This is a genomic window from Microbulbifer sp. YPW1, from assembly GCF_013367775.1.
Taxonomy (GTDB): Bacteria; Pseudomonadota; Gammaproteobacteria; order Pseudomonadales; family Cellvibrionaceae; genus Microbulbifer.
This window is the reverse complement of the sequence record NZ_CP055157.1, coordinates 2,491,552-2,507,303: the sequence shown is the minus strand read 5'-3', so window position 1 is coordinate 2,507,303 and position 15,752 is coordinate 2,491,552. Positions and strand designations below refer to the sequence as shown.

Genomic DNA, 15,752 nt, shown 5'->3' with positions numbered 1-15,752 from the left:
CCTCTGCCCAACTCAGCGTTTGTATGTGGACTGCAGAATAACGACGGCACCATCGGTGCCCCCCTCTCCGCGGCTGGTTACGCGGTAAAAAGTCGTATCTTCGGTTTTCAATGTGCTGGCAAAATCGATCGCACCACCATCCATACTCAGGGTTGAGGAGCTGGTAACCTCCTCAATTACATAGCGCGGCTGCGTTATCACATACTCCAGGCCCATGTTGGTCATGGCGGAGGCGGCGGCCCATCCATAGGTGTCCCAAAAGCCGGTACTACTGGAGCCATCAATGGCTTCGTACAAACCCACAGTAGAGCCATCAAATACAGGAAGAGTGGCATTGGTCAATTGATTTTCACCCTGCCGGAGTCCGGCCTCAGCCGCCTGAAACGCGAGGTTACGATCGCGCATATTACCGGCCATCAATTCTTGCATGCTGCTGCCACGGATCGCCGCCATACCGACCAGGGTCATCAGGAGCACCATAATCAGTCCGACAATCAGGGTCATCCCCCTTTGCTGTCCGAGCGATCGGTTAATTGATTTGAAATTCGAATTGGCTCTCATTGTTCTTTCCAGCGATCTTTTCGTAATTATCAGGGCAACCGGCTGCGGATACCGACAGTGTTAATAAACACCTGTCGTAACCGGCGATCGCCAGGCGCGTTGTTGGTAGTGCCGTTAAAGGTATAAGGCTGCGCATCCTCCAGCACGTTGTCATCAGTGCTCTGTACCAGTAGCTGAACCCTTACAGCGGACACATTCCCCCAGGCGTTTGCAGCGGTGATCACATCCGCCTCCTGATAGGTATCCGGCACATTGTCCCCAGAAGTATCACGGCCATATAGCAGCTGCATATCCTGCACGCCTTCCAGCAATTCTTGCGGTGTGCCGCCATTGATTTTCTGCCACAGGCTGGGCATGTTGGAAGTTCCGTTCGCGACATAGTAAATCGAAGTATTCATTTTGATGATTTCAGAATCATCACTAAACGTTTCTTCCGGATTACTATTCCCTCCCCAAGAGGTTTCGGCATTACCCGGCTCTGCATCCGCGCCCGAATGCACAACGTTCACCTCAACCGACCCGCCCGTAGTCTGCAGGTTGGTCACCTGGAACACTCGTGCTTTTGAACAGTCGGAAACCACCAGAATATCGTTTTCACACAATCCACTATAACTGTCTTCTCCTGTATCACAGGTCGCAGTTACACCGGTGTTCTCCGCAAACAGCTGCGCGCTGTCATTATTTTTGGTCACCCCCACACTATTACCACCCGCACTGCGGACCACAAGCGCATCGGTGCCCTCTAAAATATCTGCGGGGTATTCAGGGTCTGGGGTGGCGCCAACATCATCCAGCCCCTCAATCGCGATGCCGAAATCGTATTGCAGGCTGTTGGCGTTATTCAGCGTATTGTGAAAATTCAGGTTCCGGCTCATACACCCCATATAGCCTGCCATACGGATATCATCGGCAAGAAACTCCATTCCCAAACGCCCGGTTTCCTGAACGCGAGAAAGAGCCTGCTGGGTAGTAAAGGTGGCACGGCTGGATAAAAACAACTGCACCACACCCGTCATCAGAATCAGGCCGATTGTGATGGATATCATCAATTCGACCAGAGAAATACCTCGTTGGTTACGCATACTCATCGCGACCTCAAATTCGGGTGGTGTAAACGAAGGAGCCCTGATCTTCACTCGCTTCGCCGGAACTGTTCTGCTCAGACCACTGTACGGTCACGGTGCACAAACCACTGGCCTCCACACATGTCACCGAACCGTCAGCACCAGGAAGCATCGTTTCAATATTTGTCAGCCATTCCGACATATCGGTCTGCGCTGTGGTTCCACCGCTCGGCTTGTCCGCAGCCATCGCCAGAGAATAGGCAGACATATTGGCGCGATTGATACGCACTCGATCGAGGATGTCGTAGGCAAGAATATTGGCTTGAGATCGCAAATAAGCACTGTGGTTATACTGCAGGGATTTGCTCTGCAGCGCCGCCAGCGCCAGTAACGAGGTCCCGAGAATCAGTACGGTAACCAGCACCTCAATCAATCCTGCACCCTGTTGTTTGTTCACTCTTCTATTCCCTCACTCTTTACTCGCAGCCTGTGGTGCTTTTGGCCAGATTCAACAGGCCCGAAACCCCCACCGTGACATCCCTGGCAGTCGAACACCCGCTGGCATTTGCATTAATCGCTACGGCTCCATTGGTGGAGCGCCCCAACATGCCCTTGCGGGTAAAACGGATGAAGGTAACTGCATTCCCACCCTGAGTGGCAGCGACGGTTGCGTTGTTACCCGGTGCCTGCCACTGGCGCAATACTGTATCCACCGTAACTGCGGCAGCATCATCGGATGCCGCACTGTCTACAACAACCAGCCAGCTATCTGCGAAAGAGCCATCGCAGGCCGCTCCGTCTGTACTGCCACAGAGAGATACACGGGCCCCGCGTTTGACGGCCTCAGTACGGGCGAAATTGAGCGCTGTCGCCATGTCCTCACCCAGAGACAAGGTGCGGTTATTGGCAATCATGGTATTAAAGCCAGGTATTGCGATGGATACGATAATCGCCAGTACGGCTAGCGTAACCATCAACTCGATCAGGGTGAGCCCCCGCTGTTTGAACCCCATTGAAAATTCCCCTGTCACTAAAGCAGACAATTCTTATATTTTTCACGAGAAAATGCTGCGCAAAAGTACCACTTTCCAGGCGCCCACTTTGCACACAATTTGGTACGAAAGGACACCAAATACTGGCACGACCTTCCTCTTTAGTCCGTCTTACCCCACGAACCCGCTGGATACACAGCTGGCCTGATGATAATTTTTTCGGACTCTAGCATGCCTTCCGTTCGACCAAGACCAATAGTCGACTAACGGCATAATCAGCGGAGTGAACGGTTGCCAGGAGGGCCATCGCTCAAAATACATACACATCATTCAGGGAAGAAACGTGAGTTCTCGAGGCCTTACGCTGCTCGAGCTTTTGATTACGCTCAGCATACTGGCGATTCTCGCCGCAATCGGTATACCCAGTTTTACCGCCCAAATTGAATCCAACCGGACCCGCACCGCCGCAGATCTACTGTACCAGGCGATACAACTGACCCGGACAAAAGCCGTCACCTTAAATCAGCGCGCAACGATGCGGCACCTCGGTAACTGGAATACCGGCTGGGAAGTATTTTTTGATCGGGATTTTGACGGAGTACGGGACGCAGGCGAGGAACTACTGTTTACAAACGGTGCACTGAGCGGCGCCACCATTTACGCTAACCTCCCCCTCACCAATTATGTCTCGTATATTGGCACGGGAGAGAGCCGGTTTGCCGGAACAGCATCCGGTGGCGGCTTTCAGGCAGGCACGTTTACCATATGTCCGGCAAACGGCGGGGAAGGTTTTCAGCTGGTGCTGGCCCGCAGCGGTAGAGTACGACAGAACCGGGCGACTGCGCAGGATTGCCAGCAAGCAGCTGGCACCTGAGCAAATACTTCAAGACCGCAATTCTTTAGGCAAGCTAAAGCTGATATTTTCCGGAATGCCGGCAACTTCATCCGGTGCTTCCGCACCCAGTTCGCGCAACTTCTGGATCACGCGCTCCACCAGCACTTCAGGCGCGGAAGCGCCAGCGGTAATACCGACGGTCTTCCTGCCTTCCAGCCAGCCGGCATCGATACACTCGGAGCCATCAATCAGGTACGCCTCGGCACCGCAGCGCTCGGCCAGCTCACGCAAACGATTGGAGTTGGAGCTGTTGGGGCTTCCCACAACCAGTACCAGATCACATTCCAGAGCCAGCTGCTTGACCGCATCCTGGCGGTTCTGGGTGGCATAGCAGATATCATCTTTGCGCGGACCGCGGATATTCGGGAACTTGGCCCGCAGTGCGTCGATCACTTTGGAAGTGTCATCCACCGACAGCGTAGTCTGGGTGACGAAAGTCAGGTTATCCGGGTCGCGAACTTCGAGCCCGCTCACATCCTGCTCATCCTCCACCAGATAGATGGAGCCACCGTTACCGGTGTCGTACTGTCCCATGGTGCCTTCTACTTCGGGATGGCCCTCATGGCCGATCAGGATGCACTCACTGCCATCGCTGCTGAACTTACTCACCTCCATATGCACCTTGGTCACCAGTGGACAGGTGGCATCGAAGACCTTCAGTCCGCGATTGGCAGCTTCCTGCTGGACCGCCTTGGACACGCCGTGGGCACTGAAGATGACAATCACATCGTCCGGAACTTCATCCAGCTCATCCACAAAGACTGCACCGCGTTCGCGCAGGGTATCCACCACAAACTTGTTGTGCACGACTTCGTGACGCACGTAAATGGGTGCACCGAACACGTCCAGCGCGCGATTGACGATATCAATTGCACGATCGACACCGGCACAGAAACCGCGGGGATTGGCGAGGCGAATCTGCATTTTTCTGTCCTTGACCTAGTTGACCGAGGCCACTTCGAGAATTTTCACGTGAAAGAATACGGTCTGCCCGGAAAGCGGGTGATTGAAGTCGACTTCCACTTCATCATCAGTGATTTCGCGAATAACACCGGGCAGTTCTCCCGTGCCGTTATCAAATGAAACCACGAGACCTTCCTCCAGCTCCATGTCCGGAGAAAAGTGATCCCGGCGCACTTTCTGGATGTTGGCCGGATTGCGCTGGCCAAAACCCGCCTCGGGGGGAATTTCGATCTCCGCCTCGTCACCTGCCTTGAGGCCGAACAGCGCCTGCTCGAAGCCCGGCAACAGATTGCCGTCGCCGACGATAAACGTGGCGGGGTCACTTTCGAAGTTGGAGTCCACCTCGGAACCATCATCCAGCTTCAGGCTGAAATGCAGGGTAACGCGGCTGTGTTCACCAATGACGTTATTGCTCATAAAACTGCTCTGAATATTTACACTTCTGCGCTGTTCTTGTCGGACTGCTCACTGTTGTCTTTGAAAAAAAGCAGCTCGATTACCAGCATGGCGGCCCCCACTGAGATGGCCATATCAGCGACATTGAATACCGGGAAATGCCAGCTGCCGTAGTACACGGAGATAAAATCCCGCACATAGCCCAGCACCACGCGGTCCCACAGATTGCCCAGGGCACCACCAAGAATCAGCGCCAGCGCGATGGGTTCCCAGCGCTTGGCCGCCGGCAACCGCTTCAGCCAGACAATCACCACCGCACTGAAAATCAGCGCAACGGCACCGAAGAACCAGCGCTGCCAGCCACCGGCATCGGCGAGGAAACTGAATGCAGCACCGTAGTTCTCCGCATAGGTGAACTGCAGCAGGCCCGGAATAATCTGCAGTGCGGGCCCGTACATAAACTGCTCCACGGCCCACACCTTGGTGGCGATATCGAGCAGGATCACTACCAGCGCCAGCAGGTACCAGCGCAGCGGGCTGCCGGAAAGTCGAGCCCCAGCAAGGTTAGGCATAGTGACGTTCCTCACCGGCACCGCTGACGTTTTCAACGCAGCGACCGCAGAGTTCCGGGTGCTCGCTGTTACTGCCTACGTCTTCGCGGTAGTGCCAGCAGCGGCCACACTTGGGCGCATCCACTTTGTGTACGGTCACGCGCAATCCGGCCAACTCGGTCTCTTCCGCGCCCGCGGCGTCGGAGAGAGGCTGTACGGACGTTGAGGAGCAGATCAGCACAAAGCGCAGTTCGTTTTTCAGCGCGTCCAGCTTCTGCTGCAGAGCCGGGTCGGCGTACAGGGTAACGGATGCCTGCAGCGAGCCGCCGATATTGCCGGCGCCGCGCTGCTCCTCGAGCACCTTGTTTACCGCGGTCTTCACATCTGCGATCGCCTCCCAGAATTCCGCATCCATCTGCGCATCCTTGGGCAGTTCGGGGAACTGGTGCCACTCCGCCAGCATCACACTGTCTTCAGTGTTGCCGGGCACAAACTGCCACAGCTCTTCCGCGGTGAAGCTCAGGATCGGCGCAACCCAGCGCACGAACGCCTGCATGATGTGATACAGGGCCGTCTGCGCAGAGCGGCGCGCGACGCTGTCTGCCTGAGTGGTGTACTGACGGTCCTTGATGATATCCAGATAGAAGCCACCCATTTCCACTACACAGAAGTTGTGCAGCTTCTGGTAGATCTGGTGGAACTGGTAACGATCGTAGGCTGCGATAATTTCTTCCTGCAGTTTCGCAGCCTGCTCCAGCGCCCAGCGATCCAGCGCCAGCAGCTCCTCTACCGGCAGCAGATCTTTTTGCGGATCGAAACCCGCCAGATTGGACAGGAAGAAGCGGGCGGTATTGCGCAGACGGCGATAGGAATCCGCGGTGCGTTTGAGGATTTCATCGGAAACCGCCATCTCGCCACTGAAATCGGTGGCGGATACCCACAGGCGCAGCACGTCCGCGCCCATTTTGTTGATCACGTCCTGCGGGGCAACGGTGTTACCAATGGACTTGGACATCTTGCGGCCCTGGGCATCCACGGTGAAGCCGTGGGTGAGCACCTGCTTATAGGGCGCGCAGTCGTTGATCGCGATAGAGGTTTTGAGGGACGACTGGAACCAACCGCGATGCTGGTCAGAGCCTTCCAGGTACAGGTCCGCCGGGAAACGCAGGGCATCGCGACGCTTCAGTACCGCGTGATGGGTCACACCGGAGTCGAACCATACGTCCAGGGTATCGGTGACTTTCTGGTAGTCGTCCGCGTCGTCACCGAGAAGCTCACTGGCGTCCAGGTCAAACCAGACGTCCATACCACCCTGCTCAACCTTCTGCGCCACTTTTTCCATCAGCGCCGGGGTGTCGGGATGAATTTCGTGGGTTTCCTTGTGCACAAACAGCGCGATGGGCACACCCCAGGTACGCTGACGGGAGATACACCAGTCCGGGCTGGCATCCAGCATGGAATCGATGCGCGCCTTGCCCCAACCGGGGATCCACTGCACCTCATCTGCCGCCTTCTGCGCGTGATCCAACAGGTCATTCTGCTGCATGCTGATAAACCACTGCGGCGTGGCGCGGTAGATCAGCGGGGTTTTGGTGCGCCAGCAGTGCGGGTAGCTGTGTACCAGTTTGTCCTGGTGCAGCAGCACGCCCTTTTCTTCCAGCAGCTCGACAATCTTGCCGTCCACTTTGTACACATGCTCGCCGGCAAACAGCGGCACGCTGTCGCGGAACAGTCCATTGTCATCGACGTAATTCAGGGTATCGATGCCGTAGCGCTTGCCAACGTTGAAGTCGTCCGGGCCGTGATCGGGCGCGGTGTGTACGCAGCCGGTACCGGCGTCGGTGGTGACGTGGTCGCCGAGGATGATCGGCAGTTCTTTGTCGTAGAACGGGTGCTTGATTTTCAGGTGCTCAAGCGCTGCGCCACGAATGTGGCCAACCACATCGCCCTCGAGCCCTGCGCGCGCAAGTACCGCGTCTTTCAGCTCTTCCGCCACTAACAAGCGCTTGTCGCCAACCTGGACAACCACGTATTCCAGCTCGCCATTGACGGATACCGCCTGGGAGGACGGCAGGGTCCAGGGGGTGGTGGTCCAGATCACTACGGAGAGCTGGCCATCACCGGCGTGGCCGCCCGCCGCATCGGCGATGGCGAGCGCGGTTTCTTCGGTGACCGGGTAGCAGACATCGATGGAGAAGGAGGTTTTATCCTGGTACTCCACTTCCGCTTCCGCCAGCGCGGAACCGCCGACGACGCTCCAGTAGACCGGTTTGAAGCCGCGGGACAGGTGGCCATTTTTCACAACGCCGCCGAGGGCGCGAATGATGTCGGCCTCGAACTGGAAGTCCATGGTGCGGTAGGGATTGTCCCACTCACCGAAGACGCCCAGGCGGATAAAATCTCTCTTCTGGCCTTCCACCTGTTTTGCGGCGTATTCGCGGCATTTCTGGCGGAAGGTTTTATGATCCACTTTGACGCCGGCCTTGCCGACTTTCTGCTCTACCTTGTGTTCGATAGGCAGGCCGTGACAGTCCCAGCCGGGCACGTAGGGGGCGTCGAAGCCACTGAGGGTTTTCGACTTGACGATGATGTCCTTGAGGATCTTGTTGACCGAGTGACCGATATGAATATCGCCATTGGCGTAGGGAGGCCCATCGTGCAGGATAAACTGCTCCCGACCAGCGCGGGCTTCACGAATTTTTTCGTAGAGCTTGCCTTCTTGCCATTTCTTCAGAATCTCCGGCTCCCGATTGGGCAGGTTGCCGCGCATGGGAAAGTCGGTCTGGGGCAGATTCAGGGTCGCTTTGTAATCGGTCATTGGCTATCTACTTCGGTTGTAGCAAGAAAACTATTCATCTTTCAGTGCAACCTCAAACTTCCAGCTGCGCTCTCACGCTTACGAAGTACAAGGCTGTAAATTGAAGCGGAAGCGATGGGGGTCAGGTTTCAAAACCGTCGGTGACAGGGATGTCACCGACGGAGCGTACATGGATGTACTCGCAGCGATTTTGAAACCTGATCCCCATTGCTTCCGCGCCCCCCGGACCAAATCAGAACGCCTTGTTCAGGCTCCGGGGCACCACTAAATCATGTTTAGTGACGGCAGAGCACCGGATGCGGACTTGCAGGACCGCTGTGAACCCATCCCTGGGCGCTGCGGCGGCGACGTCCTGTCGCCGACGCTCCTGAAAGTCCGCATCCGGTGCTCTGCCTTCGCATCTGTGAATTGCACTCTGTCAGATGCGAAGGGGTAAATTCGTTTATTTCAATTCGGTTTGCAGCTTACAAACCAGGCTTTTGCATTTTCAATGTCTTCGGCGATCTTCTGCTTGAGGATATCCAGCGACTCAAACTTTTCTTCGTCACGCAGCTTGTGGTAGAAGGTCACTGCAATTTCACGACCGTACAGATCGCCGCTGAAATCAAACAGGTGCACTTCCAGCAACGGCTTTGCACCTTCACCTTCCACCGTCGGGCGGAAACCCACATTGGCCACGCCAGCTACTTCCATACAGCTGCCAGCCATCGGGCTGCCATCGGTGCGCTTCGCAGTGACCGTATACACACCCACCAGAGGCGAACGGTAGCGGTGCAAGCGCACATTCGCCGTGGGCGCGCCCAACTGGCGCCCCAAAGCGCGTCCGCGGGCCACCAGTCCGGTGATGCGATACGGCTTGCCCAGCAGCTGCTCTGCCAGCGCAAAGTCGGCGCTCTGCAGCGCTTCACGGATACGGGTGCTGCTTACCCGCTCACCGGCGATCTCCAGGGTTGCGGTGTCTTCGACGGTAAAGCCCGCCTGCGTGCCCGCCTCCTGTAACAGAGCGTAGTCACCACTGCGATCGCAGCCGAAACGAAAATCGTCTCCCACCACCAGGTGGCGCACGCCGAGACCGTCCACCAGTACCTGCTGGATAAATGCCTGCGCACTCAGGTTGCGCAGACGCTCGTTGAACTGCAGGCACAGTACCCGATCCACCCCGGCGGCAAACAGGGCCAACACCTTCTCCTTGAAACGCATCAGCCGTGCTGGTGCTTTTTCACCAGAGAAGTACTCGTGGGGCTGGGGCTCGAAGATGATCGCCACCGACGGCAGCTGTCGCTCCGCCGCCCGCGCGCGCAGCTGGGTGATAATGGCCTGGTGCCCCAGATGTACGCCATCGAATGAACCGATGGTCGCCACACACTCCCGGTGGCGCGGCCGCAGGTTGTGCAACCCGCGAATCAGCTCCCGTTGCTCGGTCACAGTGCTTCACTCACCCTTGCAAAATCAAGCGGCGCAGTATAACGGATTTTACCCTCACGATGTGGCCCGGAAATGTCGCGGGCGCAGCCCGCTGGCCAGGAGAACCAGGCCATAGGTGCCGCCACCGGCCCCCACCAGGGCGCCCATGCGCCAGGCGCGCTGCCACCAGGCCCAATCGTGCCAGCCGGACCAGTAATGGAGAACTACCAGCAATACCGCCGCCATCGCCAGATTGGCCAGCAGCAAGCGCAGCAGGAAAGCCTTCCAGCCCGCCTCCGGCGCGTAGACACCACCCTGGCGCAGCCCGCGGTACAGCAACCAGGCATTGATTGCCGCCTGGCCCGCGGTGGCCATGGCCAGCCCCATGTGTCCCAGCTGGAAATAGAGGTGCAGGGGAACCACAAACAGCAGGCTGAGGACCATTTTCGAGGCAATGGCGATCAAGCCAAATTTCACCGGTGTCGCAGTATCCTGGCGGGCAAAATAGCCGGGTGCCAGCACCTTAATCAGCATGAACGACAGCAGGCCGAAGGTATAGGCGCGCAGCGACCAGGCGGCCATGGTCATATCCCGCGGGGTCATATTGCCGTACTGGAACAGCACCGTGAGCAGCGGCTCGGCCAGCACGAACAGCGCCACCGCAGCCGGCAGCGCGATAAGCGTGACGCAGCGCAGGGCCCAGTCGATGGTGTGACGGAAGCGCTTTGGATCGCCGCCGGCATGTTGGCGGGACAGGTTCGGCAGGATGACCGTGGCCACGGCGATACCGAACACCCCCAGGGGCAGCTCGGTGAGTCGGTCGGAGAAATACAGCCAGGTCACAGACCCGGTGGGCAGGAAGGACGCCAGTACCGTATCCAGCACCAGGCTGATCTGGGTGACGGACACTCCAAAGATGGCGGGCGCCATCAGGCGCAGGATCTTGCGCACCCCAGGATACTGCCAGTCCCATTTGGGTCGCGGTAACAATCCCTCGCGCACCAGGAAAGGCAGCTGGAACAACAGCTGCACCACGCCGGCGGCCAGTACGCCCCAGGCGAGCGCCATTACCTGGGGCTCAAACCAGCCAGCGGCCACAGTAGCGGCAGCAATCAACACCAGATTGAGCAAAACCGGGGTCAGGGCGGGAATGGCGAACCGGTCAAAGCTGTTGAGTATGGCCCCGGCAAATCCGGTAAGAGAGATCAACGCCAGGTACGGGAAGGTGATGCGCAGCATCTCCGTGGCCATGGCGAACTTCTGCGGCTCGTTGCCGCCCCACCACCAGCCAAAGGCAAAAAGCCCGGTAACCAGCGGCGCGCACAGCACGCCGAACAGGGAAACCAGCAACAGGGTTCCGCCGAGGGCCCCGGCCACCCGGTCATTTAGCTCCCTGACGGCCGCCAGACCACCGTTCTGGCGATACTCGGCCAGTACCGGCACAAACGCCTGGGAAAACGCGCCCTCGGCGAACAGCCGCCGGAAAAAATTGGGAATCTTGAACGCCACAAAGAAGGCATCGGCCGCGTCGCTGGCACCGGTGAGTCGGGCGAACACCACGTCGCGCGCCAACCCCATGATCCGCGATAACAAAGTGGCACCACCTACCACGGAGGTTCCGCGCAGCAGTCCTCTTTGCGGACTATCTTTGCTTACCTGCGGGGGGTGCTCGGTTGATTCCTGTTCGGGCGGAGATACTGCCACGTCCCTGATTCCTGGTTAGCGATGCCTGAGTGATGGCCGGCAAGTCTACCGCAATCCACTTGCGCGGCCACCCGCCGGCGGACGCTTTCTGCTCGCTCGATAGCATTACGCCCCCACGTCATCCTACGGTTGGCGCGAGGGGGAACTATACTCAGTTTAAGCAGTTGGCGAGCCGCAGGGAGTGGCGGCAACAGAGGAGAGACGGAATGACCATCAATGCGCTGATTATTGCCCTGATCCTGGCGGTTCTGCTGTATGCCGCCGTCGCCTTGGGGCCCCGCCCCCAGCGGGTTCGCGTGCGGATAGAGCAGCCTCGGGATCGCCGCTACCGGCGCCACAGCAGCTAAGTTCTGCATCAGCTTTGCTGGAGGCTGAACTGAGTCACAGGCCGGGCTGCCACATTTCGCCATAATTGCTGCGGAATTTGCCCCACTGGCGCCACGTCAGTGCCTCCTTGCGAGGGTTAAATGACACTCAACCGAAGCGGGAACAGTAACCCGGTCGGAACCAAGAGCAGTCATTTCAATCCTATATCGCAAGGAACACGATCATGAAAAAGATGTTGATGGCAGTAACCCTGAGCACCCTGGCCCTGAACAATGTTGCAACCGCTGAGGCCGCCACTGACACCGAGAACGCAGTACAGGGCAACGCCCTGACGCCGGCCAAACAGGCCACAGTATTCACCGGCGCCGCAGTTGCGGGCGCCGCCGTAGGTGGCCCGGTCGGCTTTATCGCAGGCGCCCTCGGTGGAGCCTGGCTGGGCGAACAGATCAAGCAAGCAGAAGAGGCAGACATGCTCGCAACTCAACTGACCGAAAGCCGCTCCGAACTGGGCAACCTCGCACAACAACTGGATGCGGCGCGACTGTCCGCCAACGACGCCCGCGAGCTGGCGATGGACAGCCTGGAGTTCCAGATGCTGTTCACCACCGGTGACGACCAGCTGCAGGATGCGCAGGAGCGCCAGGTCGCCGCCATGGCTGACTTCCTCAACCGCCACCCGCAGCTGCAGGTTTACCTTGAGGGGCACTCCGACCCCCGCGGCAGCGACGGCTACAACAATGTCCTGTCCGACCAGCGAGCCCTCAGTGTCCAGCGCGCCCTCGAAGCCTACGGTGTCGCTCCGGAGCGCATCGAACGCCGCGCGCTGGGCGCCAGCCAGTCCAAGGCAACCAAGGGCGATGTAGACGCCTACGCTTTTGAGCGCCGCGTAGACATCCACTTCGGCATGCCGGAGTCCATGGCCGGCACCTTCTGATTGCTGTACCGGGCCCGCCGGTTACCGCTCCACACAAGCGGCGACCGGCAGGCTGCCAACCTCACAGACATGTGACTCTCCTCAACCCTGTAAGCGGTAACCTTGCGCGCGGCCCGCAACGCTGCGCGCTTTTTTACGCGTGCCACCCGCACTTCCAGTAAGTTTTGCCAGCTGCCCCCCTGTTCGGGCATGATTTTCCGCCAGACACAGTGTTCCAATACGAATAAAGACGCTGATAACCACGCTATACCCGACCCCCAAATAAGTGAGCCGGTGCCGGAATCCATCATGAGCAGCCCAACCATTGCCATCGTCGAAGACGAAATCGCCATTGCCGAGAACTACCGCGATGCCCTGCGCCGCACCGGTTATCAGGTGAACCTTTATCACACGCGCCCGGAGGCCCTCGCCGCATTTCAACAGCGACTGCCGGACCTGGCAGTGATTGACGTGGGCCTGGGCGCGGAAATCGAAGGCGGCTTCGACCTGTGCCGGGAACTGCGGGCCATGGCCCCCACCCTGCCGATCCTGTTCCTCACCGCGCGGGACTCCGAGCTCGATATCATCTCCGGATTGCGCCTCGGCGCCGACGACTACCTCACCAAAGACATCTCCCTCCCCCACATGCAGGCGCGCATCAGCGCCCTGTTGCGCCGGGTTAGCGTGATGCAGTCCCAGAGCGACGACAGCGAAATCCTCACCCAGGGAGACCTGACCCTGGACGTGTCCCGCCTGCACTGCCACTGGAAAGGCGAGCCGGTTGACCTCACCGTCACAGAATTCTGGATTGTGCACGCCCTGGCCAAGCGCCCCGGACACGTGAAATCCCGCAGCCAGCTGATGGAGGCCGCCAGGGTGGTGCTGGACGACAACACCATCACCTCCCACGTGAAGCGTATCCGGCGCAAGTTCCAGACGATCGACAGCAGCTTCGACGCCATCAGCACTGCCTACGGTATGGGTTACCGCTGGCAGGTCTGACATCGACTTATGGGTGCCGCCTTGAATCTTCGCCGTCAACTGGTCCTGCTCAGCCTCTGCACCCTGGCCCTGCCCTGGGCCGGCTGCCAGTACCTGCGCCAGGTGGACAAGGCGCTGAGCCAGGGACAGATCCAGACCCTAGAGGCCACCGGTAATGCCATCGCCGCACGCCTTGCCAGTGCCCCGGAGCTGATCGCCCCCGACCCCAGGCGCACCGGACGGCCGCCCGGCGCCCAGCTGTATCTCAATCCACTGGCGCAGGCGCCGGTACTCGACGGCTACGGTGAAGAGTGGCGCGCCCTCAACTTGCGCCCGCGCAAACTGCGCGACCAGACTGGCCAGCCATTGGCCCGGGTTACCCTGGGCAAGTACGGTAGCCAGGTGTACCTGTTACTGACGGTAAAAGATCGCACCCCCAGCTACCACGACCCCCGCAGTACCGGTATCTCCAGTGGCGACACCGTAGAAATTTACACCGCGCGACAGCAATACACCCTGCCGGTGGCCAGCCAGGGACCGGTGCGCGCCCTGCACTACAATCCCCGGCGCGGCAGCTACGAGCGCGAACTGCGCCTGCGCGGTCGCTGGACTGCTTCACCCCAGGGCTACCAGCTCGAGCTAGCGCTGCCGTTTGCGCTCACTGGCGGTGAACTGGCCTTCCGCGTGCTCGATCGCTCCCACAGCGACGGCAAAGATCCGGCGCGGCTCGCCAGCACCCTGCCCGCCGACGGGCGCCCGGGCAACCTGATAGAACCCCTGCCCGCATTGCAGCAGGAGCTGGAGCATTTTGCGCGGCCGGAGCTGCAATTGACCGTAGTGGATCAGGAAGGATTTGTGCTGGCGCAATCCGGGGGCACTCCCACCAATGGGGATCGCGCAGCCAATCGCGCTTCTCACGAGCGCCGCTGGTTGCGCGACTGGTTTTACCGCCAGCTGCTGGAAACCGACCAGTTGCCGCCTCTGCCACAGGGGGAATACCCCGCGGCCCTGACCGAAAACCGCGAAACCGCGTCGCAGTGGTTCGGCGCCCCCGAGGACGCCCTCAGCGCACCGGGCGATGAGCGTATCGGCGCGGTCAGCGTGCCTGTGGTCACCCGCGCCGACGACATTATCGAACGCCCGCTCCTGGGACGGGTGATCGCCGCCCAGTCCGCGGGTGCCCTGCAATCGCTGACCGAATCTGCTGCGCGCCGACTGTGGCTCACCACCGCCGCCGCAGCCGGTCTGGTTTTGCTGCTGTTGCTGGGCTATGCGAGCTGGCTCTCATGGCGCATTCGGCGCCTGCACCGCGCAGCGCGCAATGCGGTGGATGCCAGCGGCCGGCTGCGCGGCGACTTTCCACGCCCGTATCTAAATGACGAGCTCGGCGCGCTCAATCGCGCCTTTGCCAGCCTGCTCGCAGAGCTGGACCACTACCACCAGTACCTGCGCAGTCTGGCGAGCAAACTCTCCCACGAACTGCGCACCCCGCTGGCGGTTGTGCGCTCTTCCCTGGACAACCTCGCGGCAGGCGATCTGGACGCCGACAGTCGCCGCTATGCCGAGCGCGCTGCCGATGGCGGCGCGCGCCTGTCGTCGATTCTCAATGCACTGTCCGCCGCCAACCACCTGGAGGCCAGTATCAGCCAGGCGGACAAAGAGACCTTTGATCTCGCCGACCTGCTGCAGCTCCTGACCCAGAGTTACGCAGATGCGCGCCCGGAACACCGCTTTGCGCTGGATTGTCCAGATGGCCCCCAGTCCTATCACGGCGCGCCAGAGCTACTGGCACAGCTGCTCGACAAGCTGGTGGACAATGCAGTGAGCTTCGCCCCCGTGGGCAGCGAAATCCGCCTGACACTGGAAGCAGAGCGCCAGCAGTACCGGCTGAGTGTCAGCAATGACGGCCCGCCGCTGCCGGCAGGCTTTGGCCAGAAACTGTTCGACTCCCTGGTTTCGGTGCGCGACGACGGCGGCAAGGCCGGTCACCTGGGACTGGGGCTGCATATCGCGCGCCTGATTGCCGACTTCCACCAGGGGGAACTGAGCGCCGCCAACCGCGATGACAACCGCGGGGTGATCTTTACCCTGAGCCTGCCCCGCTAGTGGATTTATCCCTCTGGAGAGGATGTAGACACAGCCATTTTGGGCGCCTTCTACCGTCCCGGCGCCCCTTGCATCCC

The 15,752-nt window shown here is 59.5% G+C and carries 15 protein-coding genes; 5 read left to right on the top strand and 10 right to left on the bottom strand.

Translation table 11 applies throughout. From position 1 onward, the window contains the following. Positions 1 to 12: 12 nt before the first annotated feature. From HUW35_RS10290 to HUW35_RS10275, 4 genes are all read right to left on the bottom strand, one after another. Positions 13 to 504, bottom strand: a complete 492-nt coding sequence (locus tag HUW35_RS10290) for a PilX N-terminal domain-containing pilus assembly protein (RefSeq protein ID WP_181252267.1) — start codon at positions 502 to 504, stop codon at positions 13 to 15. Positions 505 to 590: 86 nt separating this feature from the next. Beyond that, the gene (locus HUW35_RS10285) at positions 591 to 1,649 is read right to left on the bottom strand and encodes a PilW family protein (protein ID WP_181252266.1); all 1,059 of its coding nucleotides are present in this window, start codon (positions 1,647 to 1,649) and stop codon (positions 591 to 593) included. Between the two features lie 7 nt (positions 1,650 to 1,656). Continuing rightward, positions 1,657 to 2,082, bottom strand: a complete 426-nt coding sequence (pilV, locus tag HUW35_RS10280; RefSeq protein ID WP_181252265.1) for a type IV pilus modification protein PilV — start codon at positions 2,080 to 2,082, stop codon at positions 1,657 to 1,659. Positions 2,083 to 2,101: 19 nt separating this feature from the next. After that, a complete protein-coding gene (locus HUW35_RS10275; protein ID WP_181252264.1) occupies positions 2,102 to 2,638 on the bottom strand; it encodes a GspH/FimT family pseudopilin in 537 nt (178 codons plus the stop codon). Positions 2,639 to 2,900: 262 nt separating this feature from the next. Here HUW35_RS10275 and HUW35_RS10270 point away from each other — a divergent pair, with 262 nt between their 5' ends. Beyond that, entirely contained in the window at positions 2,901 to 3,491 is a 591-nt protein-coding gene (locus HUW35_RS10270; protein WP_181252263.1) for a GspH/FimT family protein, read from the top strand. Between the two features lie 9 nt (positions 3,492 to 3,500). On the opposite strand, the gene ispH is transcribed toward HUW35_RS10270, so the two are convergent. From ispH to murJ, 6 genes are all read right to left on the bottom strand, one after another. Next, complete coding sequence (gene ispH / locus HUW35_RS10265; protein WP_181252262.1) at positions 3,501 to 4,436, bottom strand: 4-hydroxy-3-methylbut-2-enyl diphosphate reductase; 936 nt, start codon at positions 4,434 to 4,436, stop codon at positions 3,501 to 3,503. A 15-nt stretch (positions 4,437 to 4,451) separates the two neighbouring features. Beyond that, entirely contained in the window at positions 4,452 to 4,892 is a 441-nt protein-coding gene (locus HUW35_RS10260) for a peptidylprolyl isomerase (protein ID WP_181252261.1), read from the bottom strand. Between the two features lie 17 nt (positions 4,893 to 4,909). Beyond that, positions 4,910 to 5,443, bottom strand: coding sequence for a signal peptidase II (gene lspA / locus HUW35_RS10255; protein ID WP_181252260.1), 534 nt, complete (start codon positions 5,441 to 5,443; stop codon positions 4,910 to 4,912). After that, positions 5,436 to 8,240 (bottom strand): isoleucine--tRNA ligase, encoded by a 2,805-nt coding sequence (gene ileS / locus HUW35_RS10250; RefSeq protein ID WP_181252259.1) that lies wholly within the window; start codon positions 8,238 to 8,240, stop codon positions 5,436 to 5,438. Before ileS ends, lspA begins: the two co-directional genes overlap by 8 nt. A gap of 447 nt (positions 8,241 to 8,687) precedes the next feature. After that, on the bottom strand, positions 8,688 to 9,665 hold the full coding sequence (ribF, locus tag HUW35_RS10245; RefSeq protein ID WP_181252258.1) for a bifunctional riboflavin kinase/FAD synthetase: 978 nt from the start codon (positions 9,663 to 9,665) through the stop codon (positions 8,688 to 8,690). A 54-nt stretch (positions 9,666 to 9,719) separates the two neighbouring features. Beyond that, positions 9,720 to 11,348 (bottom strand): murein biosynthesis integral membrane protein MurJ, encoded by a 1,629-nt coding sequence (gene murJ / locus HUW35_RS10240; protein WP_370464584.1) that lies wholly within the window; start codon positions 11,346 to 11,348, stop codon positions 9,720 to 9,722. A gap of 206 nt (positions 11,349 to 11,554) precedes the next feature. Between murJ and HUW35_RS10235 the strand changes: the two genes are divergently transcribed. The 4 genes from HUW35_RS10235 to HUW35_RS10220 all read left to right on the top strand — a co-directional run bounded on the left by HUW35_RS10235 (position 11,555) and on the right by HUW35_RS10220 (position 15,675). After that, the gene (locus tag HUW35_RS10235) at positions 11,555 to 11,695 is read left to right on the top strand and encodes a hypothetical protein (RefSeq protein ID WP_181252257.1); all 141 of its coding nucleotides are present in this window, start codon (positions 11,555 to 11,557) and stop codon (positions 11,693 to 11,695) included. Between the two features lie 203 nt (positions 11,696 to 11,898). Beyond that, positions 11,899 to 12,609: an OmpA family protein gene (locus tag HUW35_RS10230; RefSeq protein WP_181252256.1), complete on the top strand. Its 711-nt coding sequence runs from the start codon at positions 11,899 to 11,901 to the stop codon at positions 12,607 to 12,609. Between the two features lie 288 nt (positions 12,610 to 12,897). Next, on the top strand, positions 12,898 to 13,590 hold the full coding sequence (gene pdsR, locus HUW35_RS10225; protein WP_181252255.1) for a proteobacterial dedicated sortase system response regulator: 693 nt from the start codon (positions 12,898 to 12,900) through the stop codon (positions 13,588 to 13,590). Between the two features lie 21 nt (positions 13,591 to 13,611). Then, on the top strand, positions 13,612 to 15,675 hold the full coding sequence (locus HUW35_RS10220) for an ATP-binding protein (protein ID WP_181252254.1): 2,064 nt from the start codon (positions 13,612 to 13,614) through the stop codon (positions 15,673 to 15,675). Positions 15,676 to 15,752: the final 77 nt, after the last annotated feature.